Origin of the sequence: uncultured Parolsenella sp., from assembly GCF_958346945.1 — a bacterium.
GTDB lineage: Bacteria > Actinomycetota > Coriobacteriia > Coriobacteriales > Atopobiaceae > Parolsenella.
Genome location: NZ_CATVTL010000002.1, coordinates 132,008 through 149,154 on the forward strand (window position 1 = coordinate 132,008; position 17,147 = coordinate 149,154).

General features: G+C 67.7%; 14 protein-coding genes. 2 read left to right on the forward strand and 12 right to left on the reverse strand.

Annotated features, from left to right (window positions below; genetic code table 11):
* Positions 1-4: 4 nt before the first annotated feature.
* The 4 genes from Q3866_RS02330 to rpsO all read right to left on the reverse strand — a co-directional run bounded on the left by Q3866_RS02330 (position 5) and on the right by rpsO (position 7,305).
* Entirely contained in the window at positions 5-2,701 is a 2,697-nt protein-coding gene (locus Q3866_RS02330; RefSeq protein ID WP_301829280.1) for a DNA translocase FtsK, read from the reverse strand.
* Between the two features lie 4 nt (positions 2,702-2,705).
* A complete protein-coding gene (locus Q3866_RS02335; protein WP_301829282.1) occupies positions 2,706-4,364 on the reverse strand; it encodes a ribonuclease J in 1,659 nt (552 codons plus the stop codon).
* Positions 4,365-4,623: 259 nt separating this feature from the next.
* Positions 4,624-6,858, reverse strand: a complete 2,235-nt coding sequence (locus tag Q3866_RS02340; protein WP_301829284.1) for a polyribonucleotide nucleotidyltransferase — start codon at positions 6,856-6,858, stop codon at positions 4,624-4,626.
* A gap of 168 nt (positions 6,859-7,026) precedes the next feature.
* Entirely contained in the window at positions 7,027-7,305 is a 279-nt protein-coding gene (rpsO, locus tag Q3866_RS02345; RefSeq protein ID WP_293825492.1) for a 30S ribosomal protein S15, read from the reverse strand.
* Positions 7,306-7,479: 174 nt separating this feature from the next.
* On the opposite strand from rpsO, the gene Q3866_RS02350 reads away from it, so the two are divergent.
* Entirely contained in the window at positions 7,480-8,019 is a 540-nt protein-coding gene (locus Q3866_RS02350; RefSeq protein WP_301829287.1) for a hypothetical protein, read from the forward strand.
* Here the strand turns inward: Q3866_RS02350 and Q3866_RS02355 are convergent.
* The 8 genes from Q3866_RS02355 to Q3866_RS02390 all read right to left on the reverse strand — a co-directional run bounded on the left by Q3866_RS02355 (position 8,016) and on the right by Q3866_RS02390 (position 15,154).
* The gene (locus tag Q3866_RS02355) at positions 8,016-8,954 is read right to left on the reverse strand and encodes a putative manganese transporter (RefSeq protein WP_301829289.1); all 939 of its coding nucleotides are present in this window, start codon (positions 8,952-8,954) and stop codon (positions 8,016-8,018) included. The genes Q3866_RS02350 and Q3866_RS02355 overlap by 4 nt on opposite strands.
* A gap of 172 nt (positions 8,955-9,126) precedes the next feature.
* On the reverse strand, positions 9,127-9,876 hold the full coding sequence (recO, locus tag Q3866_RS02360; RefSeq protein WP_301829291.1) for a DNA repair protein RecO: 750 nt from the start codon (positions 9,874-9,876) through the stop codon (positions 9,127-9,129).
* Between the two features lie 3 nt (positions 9,877-9,879).
* Positions 9,880-10,782 carry a GTPase Era gene (era, locus tag Q3866_RS02365; protein ID WP_301829293.1) on the reverse strand — a complete coding sequence of 301 codons (903 nt, stop codon included), beginning with the start codon at positions 10,780-10,782 and terminating at the stop codon, positions 9,880-9,882.
* 14 nt (positions 10,783-10,796) lie between these two features.
* Positions 10,797-11,180, reverse strand: a complete 384-nt coding sequence (locus Q3866_RS02370) for a diacylglycerol kinase family protein (RefSeq protein ID WP_293672890.1) — start codon at positions 11,178-11,180, stop codon at positions 10,797-10,799.
* Positions 11,177-11,704, reverse strand: coding sequence for an rRNA maturation RNase YbeY (ybeY, locus tag Q3866_RS02375; protein ID WP_301829296.1), 528 nt, complete (start codon positions 11,702-11,704; stop codon positions 11,177-11,179). The genes Q3866_RS02370 and ybeY overlap by 4 nt, the downstream gene beginning before the upstream one ends.
* On the reverse strand, positions 11,694-12,671 hold the full coding sequence (locus Q3866_RS02380; protein ID WP_301829297.1) for a PhoH family protein: 978 nt from the start codon (positions 12,669-12,671) through the stop codon (positions 11,694-11,696). The genes ybeY and Q3866_RS02380 overlap by 11 nt, the downstream gene beginning before the upstream one ends.
* Positions 12,672-12,778: 107 nt before the next feature.
* Entirely contained in the window at positions 12,779-13,963 is a 1,185-nt protein-coding gene (locus tag Q3866_RS02385) for a DnaJ C-terminal domain-containing protein (protein WP_301829299.1), read from the reverse strand.
* A gap of 69 nt (positions 13,964-14,032) precedes the next feature.
* Positions 14,033-15,154 (reverse strand): DnaJ domain-containing protein, encoded by a 1,122-nt coding sequence (locus tag Q3866_RS02390; protein ID WP_367881361.1) that lies wholly within the window; start codon positions 15,152-15,154, stop codon positions 14,033-14,035.
* 244 nt (positions 15,155-15,398) lie between these two features.
* Here Q3866_RS02390 and ettA point away from each other — a divergent pair, with 244 nt between their 5' ends.
* A complete protein-coding gene (gene ettA / locus Q3866_RS02395) occupies positions 15,399-17,120 on the forward strand; it encodes an energy-dependent translational throttle protein EttA (RefSeq protein WP_301829301.1) in 1,722 nt (573 codons plus the stop codon).
* The last annotated feature ends 27 nt before the right edge of the window (positions 17,121-17,147 follow it).

Sequence of the window (17,147 nt, forward strand, 5' to 3'; positions counted from 1 at the left end):
ATGCCTACACCTCCCTGTACGCGGCCTCAGCCGCACGAAGCTCCTCGAGCCCATCGGCGTCGAGGAGAACCTCCCTGGGCTTGGAGCCGTCGGGGGGACCCACGACGCCCTTGCGCTCCAGGTTATCCATGATTCGACCTGCCCTAGCGTACCCCACCTTGAGTCGGCGCTGCAGCCCCGAGGTGGAACCTAGCTGAGAGTCCACAACCACCTGTGCGGCCTCCCACACGAGAGGGTCGTCCTCGTCCATGTCGTCGGCCGTGGCAGCGCTGCCCTGCTGGGCCGGGGCCACCGCCGAGAGGATCTCGTCGTGGTAGTCGGGCTCGCGCTGGTCGCGGATGAACGAAACGACGCTCTCGATCTCGTCGTCGCTCGCGTAGGCGCCCAGCACGCGGCGCAGTACGCCGCCGGCCTTGCGGAAGAGCATGTCTCCCCTGCCCATGAGGCGCTCGGCGCCGGTCTGGTCGAGAATGACGCGCGAGTCGATGGAGCTCGAGACCTTGAGGGCTACGCGGGTGTCGACGTTGGACTTGATGAGGCCCGTGACGACGTCTGCCGAGGGGCGCTGCGTGGCGAGCACGAGGTGGATGCCGGCGGCACGGGCGAGCTGGGCGATGCGCACGATCGAGGCCTCGACGTCCTTGCCGGCGACCATCATAAGGTCGGAGAGCTCGTCGATGACGATGACGAGGTAGGGCATGGGCTTGGGCGGGTTCTCCCTGTCGGCGAACTTGCCGTCCTCGACCATGCGGTTGTAGACCTTGACATCGCGGGCGCTGGCGCGCTCGAAGACCTTGAGGCGGCGGTCCATCTCGGTGACCGCCCACTGCAGCGCGCTCGCAGCCTGGCGCGGCTCGGTCACGACCGGCACGTAGAGGTGCGGCAGGCCCGCGTAGCAGGAGAACTCGACGCGCTTGGGGTCGACGAGGATGAGGCGCACCTGCTCGGGCGTCGTGCGCATGATGAGCGACATGATGATGGCGTTAATAAGCACCGACTTGCCCGAGCCGGTGGTACCGGCGACGAGCATGTGGGGCATGCGCGCGAGGTCCGCGACGACCGGGGATCCTTCCGAGTCTCGGCCGATGGCGAACTCGAGCGGGCCACCCTGCGCGTAGGGCAGGACGTCGCCCAGGCACACGTTCTGGCGCTTCTTGTTGGGGATTTCGATGCCCACGAGTGACGTACCCGGGATGGGCGCGAAGATGCGCACCGACTCGGAGGCGAGCGAGAGCTGGATGTCATCCTGCAGGTTCGTGATCTTGTTGACGCGCTCGCCCTCGCCCATCTCGATCTTGAAGGTCGTGACGAGCGGACCCGCGGTCCAGCCGGAGACGCGGCTCGTGAGGCCAAACTCCTGCAGGGTCGACTGCAGGCGCTGGGCGGTGCGCTCGAGCTCGGAGTCGGTGCTGGCGGAGCTCGCCGAGTTGGGGTTGCTGTTGAGCAACGACATAGGCGGCAGGGTGAAGTCGTCGGAAGTATCGCCGGGACGCGTGGGGCTTGCGGGGGCGGCGGCCTGGGCCTTGCGCGAGCCACGGCTCGGATGGGGCTTCTCGCCATCGGCGGCAGCCGAAGTGGCGACAGCGGCGGCCGCACTCGCGCTCTTGCCGGCGGCGTTGCGCAGGAAGTCTGGCACGGCGGGGTCCGCGGGCTTCTCGGCCTCGGCCTTGGCGGAGGCGGGCTCGGCGGGCTCGGAGTCAGTCGTAGCCGCAGCTTCCTTGGGCGCGCCCTTGCGCGCCCTCTTGGAGGGGGCCTCGGGCATCTCGAAGGGCGTCTCCCACAGGGAGGGATCCTCGTTGGCGGCATCGAGCGTTGCCCGGGCGTCGAGCACGGGCAACTCCTCGGCGGGCTTGGCGTCCTTGATGTCGAGCTTGGGGTGGCGCTTGCGGCCCAGGAAGCTCGTCTTGGCCTGCTCGGCGGGCGCGTCGTCGATGTCAAACGAGCGGGTGCCTGTCTGGTGGTCCATGCGCGTGGTCTTGGAGCCACGACGCAACACGCTCGTGCGGCGCGCACCCACGAAGCTCGTCTCGGGCTCGTCGAGCACGGCCGTCTCGTTCTCGGGGGCGTCCATCATCGCGGCCTCGGCGGCCGCGTCAGCGCGCTCGCGGCGACGGGTGTCGTGCGTCTCGCGCGCCTCGGCGATGCGCTCGGCGGCAAGGCCCATCGAGCGACGGATGCGCTCGACGAGGTTGGAGATGGAGAAACCGCAGACCACGCAGCCGCAGACGATGCAGCCGATGAGGATGACGATACCCACGGGCTGTCCCAGGTAGGTAAGCAGCACCCAGGCCACGCCGGAGCCGACGTAGCCCCCGGCGCCCGCGGCCTTCTCGGCGGCTATCACGAGGTCGGGGGCGGCGTCTGCCCCAGGAATGAGTATGGAAAGCATCGAGAGCGCCGCCACGACGATGAGCGCAAGGCCGCCTGCCACGCGGCCGACGAGGGCCGCGTCGCAGGGCAGGAACATCGTGATGGCAAACAGGATCATGGCCACCGGCACGAGGATCGCTCCCTCGCCAAAGCCCAGCCGCAGCCCCTGGCCCACGGCGTGGGTCACGACGGCGGTCGAGGGCGAGACGAGCGAGACGATCATCGCGATGGCGACGAATATGATGAGCACGCCGACGAGGTCGTTGGCGATGCCCGCCGACTCGGGGCTGGGAGCCTTCTTGTGTGCGTTTGAGCTGCGTTTGGCTGGCACGAGCCTAGACCTCCATGACGACCGGGATGATCATGGGACGGGTGTGAGTCTTGCTCCACAGGTAGTTGGACAGGGAGTTGCGGACGGCCTTGCGCAGCACGTCGACCGACGGGCTGCCCTGGCTGTTCTTGGCGATGGTGGTGCGGCAGGTGTCCTCGATGCCGGCGAGCAGCTCGTCGTCGCTCGCGAAGGAGACGCCGCGACTCGACACGTCGACGTCGGCCACCTTGCAGGAGCGGCTCTTGAGCGTCACAACGCAGGTGACGATGCCGTCCTGGGCGAGCTTCTGACGGTCGCGCAGGACCACGGGGTCCGTGTCGCCGATGCGCAGCCCGTCGACGTAGATGATGCCCGAGTCATAGCTGGGGCCAAGCGAGACCTTGCCGTCCCTCATCTGCAGCGAGTCGCCGTTGTCGAGGATGAAGATGTGGTCGCGGGAGAGACCCATGCCCTCGGCAAGCTTCGCATGGGCGCGCAGGTGGACGGCCTCGCCGTGGACCGGCATGAAGTTCTTGGGGTGCACCATGGCGAGCATCAGCTTGAGCTCCTCCTGGCGGCCGTGGCCCGAGACGTGCACGGTGGCGTTGGACTTGTCATAGACCTCGCAGCCGATCTTGGACAGCGAGTTGATGATGCCCTGGACGCTCTTCTCGTTGCCGGGCACGGGCGTGGCCGAGATGATGACCGTGTCGTCGGGACCAATCGAGAGGCTCTTGTGCTCGCCGTTCGCCATGCGCGCGAGCGCCGAGAGCGGCTCGCCCTGCGAACCCGTGCACAGCACGACGATCTTGTCATCGGGGATGTCCTTGAGCTCGAAGGCGTCGAGGATGTCTTCCTCGGCGATCTTGAGGTAGCCAAGCTCGCGGGCGACCTTGGTGTTGGTGATCATCGAGCGGCCGGTCACGACGACCTTGCGGCCCACGGCCGTAGCGGCGTCGCAAACCTGCTGCAGGCGATGGATGTGGCTCGAGAAGCTCGCGACGAACACGCGGCCCGGGGCGTTCTTGATGATGTGGCGAAGCGAGGCGCCCACCGTGGCCTCGCTCGGCGTGAAGCCGGGTATGTTGGCGTTGGTGGAGTCGGAGAGCAGCAGGTCGACGCCCTGGCGGCCAAAGCGGTTGATGGCGTTGTAGTTGGGGCGTACGCCGTCGATGGGCGTCTGGTCGAGCTTGAAGTCACCGGTGTGGAGCACGGTGCCCGCCGGGGTCTTGAGGAAGATGCCCAAGGCGCCCGGGATAGAGTGCGTCATCGCGAAGAACTGCAGGGAGAAGCAGCCGAGGTTAACGCTGCTGCCGTCGGTGACCTCACGGAACTTGGGCGACTTGATGTTGTGCTCGGCGAGCTTGCCCTCGATCATGCCCAGGGTGAGCTTGCTCGAGAAGATGGGCACCTTGTGGGTGAGGTCCATGAGCAGGTACGGGAGGGCGCCGGTGTGGTCCTCGTGGCCGTGGGTGATCACGATGCCGCGGAGCTTCTCCTCGTTCTCGAGGACGTAGGTGTAGTCGGGCAGCACCAGGTCGATGCCGGGCTGGTCGTCGTCGGGAAACATCAGGCCGGCGTCGACGAGCACCATGTCGTCGCCGCACTCGAAGGCAGTCATGTTCTTGCCGATGCCGTCGAGGCCGCCAAGCGGGATGATTCTCAGAGTTGGGGTCTTTGCCATGTGTGCGCAGAACCTCCTTGTGTCGTTGTCTGCAATGCAAGCGGAACTTCGTCCGCGTCTTGACCAAAGGCGAGCTGGCAGAAGCCGTGCCCACGCGAGGGCGTCCCGGGTCGGGGCGCCCTCGCGTGGGCTCTGCCAAGAAGCGAATTCGCCAACAAGTAATTATGCAGCATGGGGAGGGCTCCGTGGAGCCCTCCCCTGCTGCGTTCAAGCTAAAACCTCAGGTGCGCCTAGGCACGCTCGGAGTCAGAGCGCTCGCCTAGCCCTCGTGGTGACGGCGCGGGGCGCGGCCGGAGCCGGCGTTGCCGTTGTCACCGGGGTGACGACGCGGCTTGCCCTGCCCGCGGCGCTCGCCGCGAGGCTCGTGGTGGTCGCCGTGGCCGCCCTTGGAGCCACCGGGAACCTCGGGCTTGTCGAGGCGATCGAGCGAAATCTTGCCCTTCTCGTCGACCTCGAGGACCTTGACCTTGACCTCGTCGCCGATGGAGAGGACGTCCTCGACCTTGTCGACGCGACCCTGGGCGACGCGGGAGATGTGGAGCAGACCGTCCTTGCCGGGCAGCAGCTCGACGAAGGCGCCGAAGGGCTGGATGCCCACGACGCGACCGGTGTACTCCTCGCCCACCTCGGGCACCTTGACGATGGCCTTGATGCGGACCGCGGCGTCCTGGGCAGCGCCGTCAGTGCCGGCAATGAAGACGTTACCGTCCTCCTGGATGTCGATCGTGGCGCCCGTGTCGTCCTGGATGCCGCGGATGACCTTGCCGCCCGAGCCGATGACGTCACGAATCTTGTCGGTCGGGATCTGGATCGTGATGATCTGCGGCGCGGTGTCCTTGGGAGTCTCGCGCGGGGCGGGGATGGCGTCGAGCATCGTCTGCAGGATGAAGGCGCGACCCTCGTGGGCCTGGTGCAGCGCCTGCGAGAGGATCTCGGGCGTGAGGCCGGTGGCCTTGTTGTCCATCTGCATGGCGGTGATGCCGCGCTCGGTGCCCGTCACCTTGAAGTCCATGTCGCCGAGGAAGTCCTCGAGGCCCTGGATGTCGGACAGGACGACGGTCTTGCCCTCCTCCTGGATGAGGCCCATGGCGATGCCGGAGACGGGGCGCTTCAGGGGCACGCCGGCGTCCATGAGGGCGAGCGTGGAGCCGCAGGTCGAGGCCATCGAGGAGGAGCCGTTGGACTCCATGACCTCGGAGACGACGCGGATCGTGTAGGGGAACTCCTCCTCGGAGGGGATCACCGGCAGAAGGGCGCGCTCGGCGAGGTTGCCGTGGCCGATCTCGCGGCGCTTGGGGCTGCCCATGCGGCCGGTCTCGCCGGTGCAGAAGGGCGGGAAGTTGTAGTGGTGGATGTAGCGCTTGCCGTCGACGGGCTCGATGGTGTCGAGGCGCTGCCACTCGTTGAGCATGCCCAGGGTGCAGACGGACAGCACCTGGGTCTGGCCGCGCTGGAAGAGGCCGGAGCCGTGGACGAGGGGCAGGTAGTCGGGCTTGACCATGAGCGGGCGGATCTCGTCGGCGGCACGGCCGTCAACGCGCTCGCCGGTCTCGACGACCATGCAGCGCATGGCGTGCTTCTCGAGGCTCTTGAGCTCGACGGGGATCTCGCGGCTGTACTGGGCCTGCTCCTCCTCGGTGAACTCGGCCTTGATGGCGGCCTTGAGCAACTCGACCTTGCCGATGCGCGAGAGCTTGTCGGCGTCCTTGAGGGCGGCGCTCATCTCGTCGTAGTGGGCGAAGACCTTGTCGTGGACGTAGGGCACGGGCTCGTCGTAGACGTACTCGCGCTGCTGGATCGGGCCGTTGACCTGCTCGACCTTCTCGAAGAACTTCTTCTGCTCGGCGCAGAAGGCAGCGATGGCCTCCTGGCCAAAGGCCATGGCGGCGAGCATGTCCTCCTCGCTGATCTCGTCAGCGGAGGCCTCGAGCATCGAGATGAACGAGTCGGAGCCAGCGAGCTCGAGGTCGAGGTCGGAGGCGTCGCGCTCCTCGTAGGTGGGGTTCACGATAAAGTCGCCGGTCTCGGGGTCGCGGCCGATGCGCACGCAGGCCAGCGGGCCCTCGAAGGGCACGCCGCCCACGGTGAAGGCGGCGCTGGCGGCCATCACGCAGATGGTGTCAACGGGGTTTACCTGGTCGGCCACGAGAGAGGTGGCGACGACCTGGACCTCGTTGCGGAAGCCGGCCGGGAAGCTCGGGCGCAGCGGGCGGTCGATCATGCGGGCGGTGAGCGTGGCCTTCTCGGACGGACGGGCCTCACGCTTGAGGTAGCCGCCGGGGATGCGGCCCACGGCGTACATCTTCTCGATGAAGTCGACCGTCAGCGGGAAGAAGTCGTAGTCCTTGCGCTCCTTCGAGACAACCGCGGTAACGAGGACCGTGGAGTCGCCCTGCTTGACGAGGACTGCGCCGGTGGCCTGCTTGGCAAGCTCGCCGGTCTCGAGCACGTAGTGCTTGCCGTAGAGGTCGAACTCGTGTGTAACCTTTGCCATTTCTTTCCCTTATCTCCGCCTGCCACGTTGCAGACGGGCCGTCTGCGGGCTCCGACACCCGCGGCGTGCGGATGCGCTTGGTCTGGCCCCTTGGGGCAAGCCCGCTGTGCCCAGACCCTTGGGCACGCGTTATGAAAAGGGGCGCCGAAGCGCCCCGTAGGTCCAGATTTACTGGATGTTGTCGCGGATGCCGAGCTTGGCGATGAGCTCACGGTACTCGTTGATGTCGTTGCTCTTGATGTAGGAGAGCAGACGACGACGCTTACCAACGAGCATGAGCAGGCCACGACGGGTGTGGAAGTCCTTCTTGTGGGACTTCATGTGCTCGGTGAGCTCCTTGATGCGGTCGGTGAGGATGGCGACCTGGACGGGGGCAGAGCCGGAGTCGTGCTCGTTCTTGCCGTAGGTCTTGATGAGCTCGGCCTTGCGCTCCTTGGAGATGGTCATGATGACACCTTTCTCTACGTTCGCCCCAGACTGGGAGCGCCGCCGGTGTGAGCAGCCGTCCAAGTGAGGGGTACCTACAAACCTTGTAGATAGTAGCACACGCCCCGGACGCGGCGGTTAACAACACAAGACCGCCATGTAGGTACGCCGACGCGACGAGGGGTATCGTAGCAGATGAAAGTTACAGACTACGGAGGCCCCATGCGATCGCTCGCGCCACGCACCATAGCGCTCTACAACGCAGACAAGACGGGAAGCGCGCTGCCAGGACTTCTGCTCGAGGACTTTTCCGACGCACTCACCGCCTACTCGAAGCTGGGCGGCACGAAGGCGCCCCAAATCATCGACGACCCTTCCGCGGCAGACGCCACGGTCAGTACCTGGTACTGGAACGGCCAGGCCACTCCCCTGCCCAGTCTGAGCGGCAGACTCGACTACGCCATCGTGTGCTGCGACGGCACGGACGCAGACACAGCGCAGCTCGCTTACAGCTTCTCGGAAAACGACATAGCCCTAACAGGCAGTCTCTGGGCGGGAACCCTCGTCATCATGGGAGCCGAGAAGCTCGCGGAGCACATGGGCCGACCCCGCATGGGGCGTTCGCGCCGCTATGCCTCAGAGGCCATCGACGACCTCGTGCTGGCCCTGCGCTGCGGCAGCGAGTACCCCAGCGCGGTCGCAAGCCCGCGCCGCCCCATCAGGCTCGAGCGCTAGAACCCAATCGCCAGCATGACGAGGCCCGCGCCCACGCCCAGCGCATACATGAGCGCGGCGATGGCGACGTTCTCCCTGGCGCTCGCGTTGGTGCGGAAGAGCACCAGGTAGGCCGCCCCTCCCGCGACGAGCACGCCCGCCATCATCGGCGCAAAGCCCAGCGCCCCGTCGAGGTAGAGCTGCGTGATGACCACGCTCGCGGCGCAGTTGGGGATGAGGCCGAAAAGGCCCGAGGCAAACGTCGCCACGATGGCATTGCTTGAGAAGAACGACGCGATGGCGTCAATGCCCACAAGCTCGATGGCAGCGCCCAGCACGAGCGTCACGGCAAAGATGAAGACCGTGACCTGCGCGGTCTTGTAGGCCGAATTCACGGCGATCCAACGCGCGACCTCGCCGCGGGTCATGGGCTCCTCGCAGCCGCAGTCGCAGGAGTACTCGCTCACGTCGTACTCGCCCAGCTCGCTCGTCTCATCGCCATCCTGCTGGCCCTTGCCCTGCTCGGGAAGCGCGAGGAGAGACGTGCGGTGGAGCGTGGCGCGCAGCACGAGGTCGACGGCGAAGCCCAGCACGACGCCGAGCACGGCCTTGGTGGCGAGGATCTTGAAGAGCAGCCCCGCGTCGAGGCGCTCGGCCACGAGCAGCGGCAACATCTCGTCTGAAGTCGACAGCACAACGGCCACCAAAGTGCCAAGCGTCACGATGCGGTCCGCATAGAGCATGGCGCCCATGGCCGAGAAACCGCACTGCGGCACAAGACCCAGCAGGCCGCCAAAGAGCGGGCCCGCGTGGCCCGCGCGCTGGATGACGTCGCCGGCGCGCCCAGAGGCAAAGAGCTCGAGCAGGCTCACGGCGACGTAGGTCACAAAGAGAAACGGCACGAGCTCGGCCGTGTCGATGAGGGCGTCCTTGAGGACGTCGATAACAAGATCCATGTGGTGGTACTCCCCCTGAGAATGTTTGTCGGCGATGCATCATAGCCAAGCCGAAGTCTGAATGACTGCTCACATTCTCAGGGTGGAGGGGGCTTCACAACTTGAGCCGCGACGGCGAGACAAGCCGGCCGCCAGCCCGCCAACCTGCGAAACGGGAAGACGAGGGCCAGCCCTACACGCTCAGGGCAAACTCGAACGCGCGCAGCCGCGCGTCAAGGTGGGTGGCCGCCCAGACGTGCACGAGCGCGAGCAGCTCGGCCGCCATGTGCTCCTCGACCCGCGCCGCGAGCAACTCGTCGAAGGTGGAGCCAACGAGCGCCGCAAGCCACGCGAGGGTGGCGGCGTCGACGGGCTCGGCGCCCTCGACGCCTCTGGCGCAGCTCTCGCACAGGGCCCCGCCCGCCAGGGCCGAGAAGCGCGTGGGTGCGGGATCGGCGCAGGCGACGCACTCGGAGAGGACGGGGCGCCAGCCCTGGTGCGAGAGGACCTTGAGCACGTATGCCGCCACGACGACGTCAAGGTGGGGCTGGTCGGCCGCCTGCTCGCAGGCGAGCAGGGCCCGTGAGCAGATGGGGGCAAGGAACGGGTCGGGCGCCTCGGGAAAGCTCGTGAGGCGGGCCACCTCGCAGACGACGCTCGCCGCGCTCACGCGCGCGAGGTCGCCGCGCAGCGCCGCGTGGGGGCACTCGAGCTGGGCCTCGGCCACCACGTCGAGGCTCCTTCCCTGGGCCAGCAGCAGGTCGAGCTCGCAGAAGAGCTGGACGCGCGCCGCGAGCTTGCCGCCCGGCTTGCGCGCGCCCTTGGCAACGGCCCGGGCCTGGCAGCCACACGCCTCGAGGATTGTGAGGATGAGGTCGCTCTCGCCCAGCTTGGTGCGGTCTATGACGATGCCCGCGGTGTGGCGGGCGCGCCCGCGCGCCAAGGCCTAGCTCTCCGCCTCGTAGCCCAGGCGGCGGATCTCGTTCTGGTCGCGGCGCCACTGCGGGCGCACCTGAACGCGCAGCTCGAGGAACACCTTGGCGCCAAGCAGGCGCTCGATGTCGGGACGAGCGGCAGAGCCGATCTTCTTGATCATAGAGCCACCGCGGCCCACGATGATACCCTTCTGGCCATCGCGCTCGACAAGGATCGTGGCGCTCACGCTCGCGTGGCCGTCCTTCTTCCAGACGATGTCGTTGCAGACGACGGCCACCGAGTGCGGCACCTCGTCACGGCAGTTGAGCAGGACCTTCTCGCGCACGAACTCGCTCACGAGGTCCTCCTCGGTGGCATCGGAGCCCATGTCGTCGGGGAACCACTTGGGGCCCTCGGGCAGCTTCTCGTTCACGAGCGAGAGGAACGCGTCGACGTTGAAGCCCTCGGTGGCGCTCGTGACGATGACGTCGTCGAAGTGGGCGAGCTTCTGGGCGGCCTCGAGCTGGGCGGCCATCTGGTCGGGCTTGGCGAGGTCGGCCTTGGTGAGCACGAGGATCTTGGGTGCGCGGGCGTGGTCGACGTGACCCGCGACCCACTCGTCGCCCGTGCCCACGGGCTTAGTGGCGTCGACGAGCATGGCCACGACGTCGACGTCGGCAAGCTCGCCCAGGGCGGCACGGTTGAGCTCCTTGCCAAGGGCGTCCTTAGGCTTGTGCAGGCCCGGCGTGTCGACGATGACGATCTGGCTCTCGGGTGTGTTCACCACGGCGCGTAGGCGCTTGCGCGTGGTCTGGGCCACGGGGCTCGTGATGGCGATGCGCTGCCCGCAGCAGGCGTTGAGCAGGGTTGACTTGCCGGCGTTGGGGCGGCCGACGAGGGCGACGAAGCCACTCTTGAAGGGGGTGTCAGACATGGGGCCTCCTAGCCCTAGAGGAACTTCTCGATGGCGGCGGAGCCGATGACGATGATGCCGGCGAAGGCGACGAAGGCGCACAGCACCCAGGTGGCGGCCGCGGCGATGTCCTTGGCCCGCCCCGCGAGGGGGTGGTACTCGGGCGAGACGAGATCGACGATCGTCTCGATCGAGGTGTTGATGAGCTCGGCGGAGAGCACGACGCCACAGCACAGCAAGACGACGCCCCAGCGGGCCGCGTCGAGCCCGACGACGAGACCCGCGACGACGGCGAGTACGAAGCCGCCGAGCATCACCTTGATGTTGCGCTCGCTCGTGACGGCGAAGCGAAAGCCCTGGATGGCAAAGCCGAAGCTCTTGCGAAACGAGGGGTGGTTCTCCTTGGAGCCCGGTATCACGGCCGCTCACCCGCCTTTGGAAGAGGGGTGTCGTCCGCATGGCGCGTCGTGGCGACGTGGCCGAGGTCGCGCCCGCAGGCAAGGGCCAGGAGCTCGTCCTCGCGCGCCTCCATGACGGCGGCGTCGGCCTCCTCGATGTGATCGTAGCCCAGCAGGTGCAGCAGTGAGTGGATTGCCATGAGGCGCGTCTCGTCCTCGGGCGTGGTGCCAAAGCGGGCGGACTGCGCGGCGAGCACCGAGGGTGCCATCGCGATGTCCCCGAGCTCGCAGGGCTCGTCCGGGCCCAGGTCGGGGTCGTCGGGGCGTTCGCACTCGAGCGAGATCACGTCGGTGGGGGCCTCGACGCCACGCCACTCGGCGTTGAGCGCCTGCATGGAGGACTCGCCAAGCACGCTCACCGACACGCAGCAGGCGCGCTCGACGCCCTCCTCGGCAAGCACGAGGTCAAAGACGCGGGCGAGCTCAGCCTCGTCGATGGCGAGGCTCGCGCCCTCCTCGCAGAACAACTCGATCTCAGCGCTCATGGGACGCTCCCCTCTCATGGTCGTGCCGCTCGGTGCGCTCGTAAGCCTCGACGATGCGCGCCACGAGCGGGTGGCGCACGATGTCGGCGCGGCCCAGGTCGACGAACGCGATGTCGTCGGTGCCCTCGAGCGCGCGGCGGGCCGTCGTGAGGCCGCTCGTCCCCGCGAGGTCGCGCTGGGAGGCGTCGCCCGTCACGACGAAGCGGCTGCGGAACCCCAGCCTCGTGAGAAACATCTTCATCTGCTCGGGAGTGGTGTTCTGTGCCTCGTCGAGGATGACGAAGGCGTCGTTGAGGGTGCGGCCGCGCATGTAGGCGAGCGGGGCGATCTCGATGATGCCCTGCTCGATCATGGCGTTGCCCTTCTCCATGTCGGTCATGTCGAAGAGGGCGTCGTAGAGCGGGCGCACGTAGGGGTCGAGCTTCTCCTGGAGGGTGCCGGGCAGGTATCCCAACGACTCCCCCGCCTCCACGACGGGGCGGCACAGGACGATGCGGCCCACCTCGTGGCGCTTGAGCGCCGCCACGGCCATCGCCATGGCGAGGTAGGTCTTGCCCGTGCCGGCGGGCCCCAGCGCAAAGGTGAGGGTGTGGGTGCGCACGGCCTCGACGTAGCGGCGCTGGCCGGCCGTCTTGGGCCGCAGGGCACGGCCGCGATAGGTGAGCAGGATGTCGTCGCCAAGCGAGGCGTGGGCAACGCCTGCCTCGCCAGAGCTCGCGAGCAGCAGGTCAACGTCTCCCGTGGTGGGCACGTCTCCCCTGCTCACGAGGTTGATTAGGCTCGAGAACACGCCCACGATGCGGTTGGCCTCGACCGGGTCCCCCGCGACGCTCACCTGGTTGCCCCGCACGGTGACCGAGGCGTCCGTCGCGGCCTCGATGCGGCGCAGCAGCGAGTCTGCGGGGCCCATGAGGCGCGTGAGGTCGAGGGAATCGGGAATCGTGAGGCGAACCTGGGCGGGCTCCATGCTCCTCCAAAGTCTGGGTGCGAGAACATCTCGATGATACGACACGCGCCCCAGCCGCGCAGCCCGCGCAAGGGGCCACGAGGCTAGGGCGCGCGTAGGGGCAGCGGCTACTTCTTGCGCTTGCCCTTGCCGCTCGGGCGGGCGGAGGCGGCGCGGCGCACGTGCCCGAAGAGGCCCTCGCCCTCGCGGGCGTCGGACCCGACGACGTTGCCGACGCGCTCGCCGCGCTTCTCGGCGATGGAGCGCAACGTCTCGAGGTCGTCTGCCGACAGGTCACCCGGCACCACGACGTTCACCACGACGACGAGCTTGCCGCGGGCCGCAGATCCCTGTCGGGGCATGCCATAGCCCTCGACTTCGACGTGCTGGCCGGGCTGGCAGCCGGCCGGGACCCTCACGCTCACGCACTCGTCGGCGAGCACGCCCTCGACGTCAAGCGTGCAGCCGCACATGGCCTCGAGCGCCGTGACGTCCTCGACGCAGAACAGGTCGTCGCCCTGGCGCTGGAAGCGGTCGCCCTCGACGACCTCGATGCGCACGATGAGGTCGCCCGAGGTGTCGCCGCGCACGCCGGCCTCGCCGTAGCCCTCGACGCGCAGGCTCTGGCCTGAGTGGACGCCCGCGGGAACGTCGATCTTGACCGTCTCGTGGTTGGGTGTGCGGCCCTGGCCGCCGCAGGTCTCGCAGGGGTGGTCGATGGTGTGGCCGGTGCCATGGCAGGCGGGGCACTCGGACTGGGTCTGCATCTGCCCCAAGATCGTGCGCTGGACCGTCACCACGCGGCCCGTGCCGTGGCAGCGCGAGCACGTCGTGACGTGGCCGTCCTCGGCGCAGCCCGAGCCGTTGCAGTCATCGCAGGGGGCGAGGCGGTCGTAGGCGACCGTCTTGGTGCACCCGCTCGCAGCCTCGGCGAGCGAGACGCGCAGCGTGATGCCCATGTCGCGGCCGGCCGTACGCGCGGCGCGGCCACCCGAGGCGCCGCCGCCAAAGAACGACGAGAAGATGTCGTCCATGCCAAAGCCGCCAAAGATGTCGGACACGTCGACGCCGCCGGCGCCAAAGCCCGCGGGGCCGTTGGGGTCGCCGTAGCGGTCGTAGTTGGCGCGCTTCTGCTCGTCGGAGAGGACGGAGTAGGCCTCGTTGACCTCCTTGAACTTCTCCTCGGCGTCGGGCGCCTTGTTGACGTCCGGATGAAGGGTGCGGGCCTTTTTGAGGAAGGCGCGCTTGATGGTCCTTGCGTCGGCGTCGTGGTCGACGCCAAGCACCTCGTAATAGTCGACCTTGGATTCCACGCTCGTAGTTCTCGCTTCCCTAATTGCTGATGACGTTCGTGAGAGCGGGCGCGAGGGCCCGCGAAGAGGCTAGTAGAAGCCGCGCGCCCCGTAGCCGCGGGTGCCCAGGCCCGACATGCACGAGACCATGAGGGCCATGAAGACGGCGATCGTGGCGCCGTTCATGGCACCGTTGACGAAGTAGCGCCAGGCGTTGCTCCACCAGCTCTTGGGCTTGTGGAGCAGGCCCCCGTTGCCGAGGATGAACCACACGCCCATGAGCGCGGGCACGGCAACGACGAGGCCAAGCTGTGCCAGGCTCTGGAGCAGAAGGCCCAGGATGAGGAACGGCGCGGCGAAGCCCAGGAGCTGGAAGCCCTGGGCGGCCCTGGGCGAGAGGCGTTCGCTGGGAACGCCCACGCGACAGACGAAGTCGCCGGTGGTCGAGCCGTTGGTGCCGGCGTTGCCCATGCCGCTCACGCGCACGGTGTCGCCGTCGTGGCTGCCCGCCGGGATGTCGACGACGACCTCACTCGCCGAGAGCACGCGCCCGGTGCCGCCGCAGGTGTCGCACGGGTCGGCGACGACGCGGCCGCTGCCCTCGCACTCAGGGCAGACCATGTTCATGACGCCCAGGCCCAGAAGGCTCGCGAGGTCGACCGAGATATGGCCGGTGCCGCCGCAGGTGGGGCAGGTGCGCGCATGGTCGGCGTGGACCGAGCCCGCACCGTGACAGACGTCGCAGGCGACGTAGCGCTGGTAGGTGATGCCGCGGCGGCAGCCCTTCTTGGCCTGCTCGTCGTCGAGGTCGAGCTGATAGACGACGTCACCGCCCGCCTGCGGGTTGTAGGCGCGGCTGCGCGTGCGCGAGCGGGAGCGGCCTCCCATGTCGGAGAAGGGAAAGCCCCAGAAGCCGCCCATGCCCGCGAACGGGTCTCCCTGGGAGGGGGCGCCACCGCCCCCATAAGGAGAGCCGCCCGCGAAGGGGTTGCCCGACGACATGGTGTCGTAGCGGCGGCGCTTGTCGGGGTCCGAGAGCACGGCGTAGGCCTCGGAGATCTCCTTGAACTTCTCCTCAGCGCCAGGCTCCTTGTTGATGTCGGGGTGGTACTTGCGCGCCAGCTTCTGGAACGCCTTGCGAATCTGCGCGTCGTCCGCATCGTGCTCGACGCCGAGGATCGCGTAGTAGTCCTTGTCGTTCATGGATGCCATGCCTGCGTGGGCTCCCGTCTGTTGCGCGCCTTAGCGCCCCGGGGCCATGCCCGAGGCGCACGTATGCTCGACATTCTACCCAATAGTGGGCGCAACTCGACATCTAACATGCACCCATCTGATACGCTTGGGTGTCACGGCAGGCGAGGCGGGCCGCAGACGAGTCGCCGCGCACGCCGCAGGAAACGTGGGACGAGAGCGCCGCGGACGCCGCCGTCCCAGTGACCCCTACCAGGAGGTACGGATGGCAGAGTTCATCTACCAGATGTTCGAGGCGCGCAAGAGCCATGGCGACAAGGTCATCCTCGATGACGTGACCCTGAGCTTCTTCCCGGGCGCCAAGATTGGCGTCGTGGGCCCCAACGGCATGGGCAAGTCGACGCTGCTCAAGATCATGGCCGGCAAGGAGGAGGTCACCAACGGCGACGCCCGCCTCACCCCCGGCTACACCGTGGGCCTGCTCGAGCAGGAGCCGCCGCTCGACGACGACAAGACCGTCATCGAGAACGTGCGTATGGCCTTTGGCGACTTGCTCGCTAAGATCGACCGCTTCAACCAGATCGGCAACGAGATGGCCGACCCCGACGCTGACTTCGACGCCCTCATGGCCGAGATGGGCAAGCTCCAGGACGAGATTGACGCCGCAAACGGCTGGGACCTCGACTCGCAGCTCACCCAAGCCATGGACGCCCTGCAGTGCCCCGACCCCGACATGCCAGTGAACGTGCTGTCGGGCGGCGAGCGCAGGCGCGTGGCCCTGTGCCGTCTGCTGCTCGAGGCGCCCGACTTGCTGCTGCTTGACGAGCCCACCAACCACCTCGACGCCGAGAGCGTGCTGTGGCTCGAGCAGTTCCTCCACAACTACCCCGGCGCCGTGCTCGCCGTGACCCACGACCGCTACTTCCTCGACAACGTCGCCGAGTGGATCTGCGAGGTCGACCGCGGCCACCTCTACCCCTACAAGGGCAACTACTCCACCTACCTCGAGACCAAGGCCGCCCGCCTCGAGGCCCAGGGCCAGAAGGAGGCCAAGCTCGCCACGCGCCTCAAGAACGAACTCGAGTGGGTGCGCAGCTCCCCCAAGGCCCGCCAGGCCAAGAACAAGGCGCGCCTCGAGCGCTACGAGCAGATGGAGGCCGAGGCCGCCGCGGGCCGCATCGTGAGCGTCACCGACATCCGCATTCCCGTGGGCCCGCGCCTGGGCACGAAGGTGCTGGTGGCTGAGCACCTCTCCAAGAGCTTTGGCGACCGCGTCCTGATCGACGACCTGTCCTTCGAGCTGCCGCGCAACGGCATCGTGGGCGTGATCGGCCCCAACGGCGTGGGCAAGTCGACGCTGTTCAAGATGATCGTGGGCGCCGCCGTGGCCGCGGGCGACACGACGCTCGCCGAGTCCAAGACCGAGCAGCCCACGAGTGGCTCGATCGAGCTGGGCGAGACCGTCAAGCTCTCCTACGTCGACCAGATGCGTGCGGGCATCGATGCCGAGAAGAACGTCTGGGAGGTCGTCTCGGATGGCAACGACTTCATCGTCGTGGGCAAAGACGAGATCAACTCCCGCGCCTACGTGAGCGCCTTCGGCTTCAAGGGCACCGACCAGCAGAAGCCCGCTGGCGTGCTGTCGGGCGGCGAGCGCAACCGACTGAACCTCGCCCTCACGCTCAAGCAGGGCGGCAACCTGCTGCTGCTCGACGAGCCCACCAATGACCTCGACACCGAGACGCTCGAGAGCCTCGAGGAGGCCCTGCTGGCCTTCCCGGGCTGCTCGGTCATTACCTCGCACGACCGCTGGTTCCTCGACCGCGTGGCCACCCACATCCTTGCCTGGGAGGGCACCGACGAGGAGCCGGGCCGCTGGCATTGGTTCGAGGGCAACTTCGACGACTACCAGCGCGACCGCGTGAGGCGCCTGGGCGAGGAGGCCGCCAAGCCCCACCGCATCCACCGCAAGCTCAGGAGGGGCTAGCCCGAGATGGCGCTCACCGAAAACAAC

What these genes read in the sequence shown, in the direction of transcription:
- Q3866_RS02355 (WP_301829289.1), bottom strand. Translation starts at nt 8,954, where the DNA reads ATGGATCTTGTTATCGACGTCCTCAAGGACGCCCTCATCGACACGGCC.
- Q3866_RS02380 (WP_301829297.1), bottom strand. Translation starts at nt 12,671, where the DNA reads ATGGAGCCCGCCCAGGTTCGCCTCACGATTCCCGATTCCCTCGACCTC.
- Q3866_RS02350 (WP_301829287.1), top strand. Translation starts at nt 7,480, where the DNA reads ATGAAAGTTACAGACTACGGAGGCCCCATGCGATCGCTCGCGCCACGC.
- Q3866_RS02335 (WP_301829282.1), bottom strand. Translation starts at nt 4,364, where the DNA reads ATGGCAAAGACCCCAACTCTGAGAATCATCCCGCTTGGCGGCCTCGAC.
- Q3866_RS02390 (WP_367881361.1), bottom strand. Translation starts at nt 15,154, where the DNA reads ATGGCATCCATGAACGACAAGGACTACTACGCGATCCTCGGCGTCGAG.
- Q3866_RS02340 (WP_301829284.1), bottom strand. Translation starts at nt 6,858, where the DNA reads ATGGCAAAGGTTACACACGAGTTCGACCTCTACGGCAAGCACTACGTG.
- rpsO (WP_293825492.1), bottom strand. Translation starts at nt 7,305, where the DNA reads ATGACCATCTCCAAGGAGCGCAAGGCCGAGCTCATCAAGACCTACGGC.
- era (WP_301829293.1), bottom strand. Translation starts at nt 10,782, where the DNA reads ATGTCTGACACCCCCTTCAAGAGTGGCTTCGTCGCCCTCGTCGGCCGC.
- ybeY (WP_301829296.1), bottom strand. Translation starts at nt 11,704, where the DNA reads ATGAGCGCTGAGATCGAGTTGTTCTGCGAGGAGGGCGCGAGCCTCGCC.
- ettA (WP_301829301.1), top strand. Translation starts at nt 15,399, where the DNA reads ATGGCAGAGTTCATCTACCAGATGTTCGAGGCGCGCAAGAGCCATGGC.